Below are 380 nucleotides of genomic sequence, written 5' to 3' on the forward strand. Positions count from 1 at the left end.
GCTCGAGCAGCTCCTCGGCCCGGCCGCGGCGCTCGTTCTTGGCGACGCCCCTGAGCTTCAGGGCGAGTTCGATGTTCTTGCCCGCGGTCAGCCACGGGAACAGCGCGTGCTCCTGGAACATCAGCGCCGGGCGGCCGTCCGTGGTGATGGTGCCGCCGCTGGGCCGGTCCAGCCCCGCGACCAGGTTCAGCAGCGTGGACTTGCCGCAGCCCGAGGCACCCAGGAGGGTGACGAACTCGCCGGGTGCGACGTCGAGGCTGATGTCGTCCAGCACGAGCTGCTGCCCGGCGGGACCCGGGTACCACTTCGAGACGTGCTCGATCCGGGCGGCGTGCGTGGCCGCCTCGGTGCCGTCGGCGGCCTTGGCGAGGGTCGTGGCC

At 72.6% G+C, this 380-nt stretch carries 1 protein-coding gene; it reads right to left on the bottom strand.

What is annotated here, in order from left to right; translation table 11 throughout:
* Window positions 1-380: ATP-binding cassette domain-containing protein (locus KDL01_RS42820; protein WP_246577738.1), on the bottom strand; the 380-nt coding region annotated here is incomplete at both ends.

The organism is Actinospica durhamensis, assembly GCF_018139695.1.
Classification (GTDB): Bacteria; Actinomycetota; Actinomycetes; order Streptomycetales; family Catenulisporaceae; genus Actinospica; species Actinospica durhamensis.